We start from the raw sequence: 1,603 nt of genomic DNA, 5'->3' as shown, positions 1-1,603 counted from the left end.
CAAACGTTCCGACAGAAACGACTCTTCAAGATCTTTTGACAGATCTGACCGTCCTTTCGAAAAAAGAGACAATTTCAAACGTTCTGACAGAAACGATTCTTCAAGATCTTTTGACAGATCTGACCGTCCTTTCGAAAAAAGAGACAATTTCAAGCGTTCCGACAGAAAATTTGACGGTGAAAGAGGTCGAAAATTTGACGACAACAAAAACTTTGGTGACAAACAATATATTAAACGTCCTAAGAAAAAAGCAGAGGATGCAGAAGATGACGGCTTAGTTCGTTTAAATCGCTATATCGCCAATGCAGGTATTTGTTCAAGACGTAAAGCTGATGAGCTTATCACTGCCGGTGTCATTTGGGTAAATGGAGAACCTGTTACTGAATTGGGAACGAAGGTAGATCCTGCAACCGATGAAATCCGTTACAACAACGAGCGTTTGAAACGTGAGAAAATGGTGTATGTTTTGTTAAATAAACCAAAAGATTACATCACGACTACTGATGATCCTCAAGAACGTCATACCGTAATGGAGCTTGTTTCTAAAGCGACAAAAGAAAGAATTTACCCTGTCGGTCGTCTTGACAGAAATACAACGGGTCTTCTTTTAATGACGAACGATGGTAGCCTTGCCGAAAAGCTATCTCATCCGCGTAACAGCATCAGCAAGATCTATAATGTTGAGCTAAACAAAAACCTTACACAAGGTGATTTTAACAAAATTCAATTTGGTATTGAATTGGAAGATGGTGTCATCAAACCAGATGATTTAAGCTATGTTCAAGGTGGCTCTAAACGCGAAGTTGGTATTCAGATCCACTCAGGAAAAAATCGTATCGTACGTCGTATTTTTGAGTCCCTAGGATATGAAGTTGTTAAATTGGACCGTGTAGTTTATGCAAACTTAACGAAAAAAGATCTTCCACGTGGACGTTGGAGATATCTAGAGGAGCGTGAAATCGTGCAATTAAAGCACCTTATTTAATCGTTTAAGAAGATAAATAAAAATAAAGGACGGTCATTCAGTTAACCGTCCTTTATTTTTTATATTTGCTCTTTCAAATAAAACAACAAAGAATATGACTGATCCGAAAACACTTTCATCCGTTGCGGAATTCCATAAAACATTCCAACATCCGATCTTAGACGCTCCTACTATTCCCTCTGAACAAAGATGTGCCCTACGGGTATCGCTAATCGCTGAAGAGCTCAAAGAGCTTGAAGAAGCCATTCAGGATAAGGATCTAGTAGAGATTGCTGATGCACTATGTGACATTCAATATGTACTTGCTGGAGCAGTACTCGAATTTGGTCTAAAAGATAAGTTTTCAGCACTTTTTGACGAGGTTCAGCGTTCCAATATGAGCAAAGCTTGTAAAGACGAGGCTGAAGCTATCGCAACACAGGAGCACTATAAATTAAAAGGAGTAGAATCTTATTACAAGGAAGTTGATGGTAAGTTTTTAGTATTCAGAACTGCTGACAATAAAACATTAAAGTCGATTAATTACTCTCCAGCTGATTTAAAAACAATTGTAGAAGGCTAAATAACATGGAGAAATTAGCTTATAATTTCCCTCGTGTAAAAAACAAATAAGGCTTC

Annotated in this window: 2 protein-coding genes; both read left to right on the top strand. The window is 37.9% G+C overall.

The window, feature by feature from the left end; translation table 11 throughout:
• Positions 1-985: pseudouridine synthase (locus B3C94_RS22490; protein ID WP_293908015.1), on the top strand; the 985-nt coding region annotated here is incomplete at its 5' end.
• Positions 986-1,079: 94 nt separating this feature from the next.
• The gene (locus tag B3C94_RS22485; protein WP_293908014.1) at positions 1,080-1,547 is read left to right on the top strand and encodes a nucleoside triphosphate pyrophosphohydrolase family protein; all 468 of its coding nucleotides are present in this window, start codon (positions 1,080-1,082) and stop codon (positions 1,545-1,547) included.
• Positions 1,548-1,603 lie beyond the last annotated feature (56 nt).

It is taken from the genome of Sphingobacterium sp. UBA5670 (assembly GCF_002420705.1).
Classification (GTDB): Bacteria; Bacteroidota; Bacteroidia; order Sphingobacteriales; family Sphingobacteriaceae; genus Sphingobacterium.
Note: the sequence above shows the minus strand (reverse complement) of the source record. Positions and strands in the feature narration are given on the sequence as shown.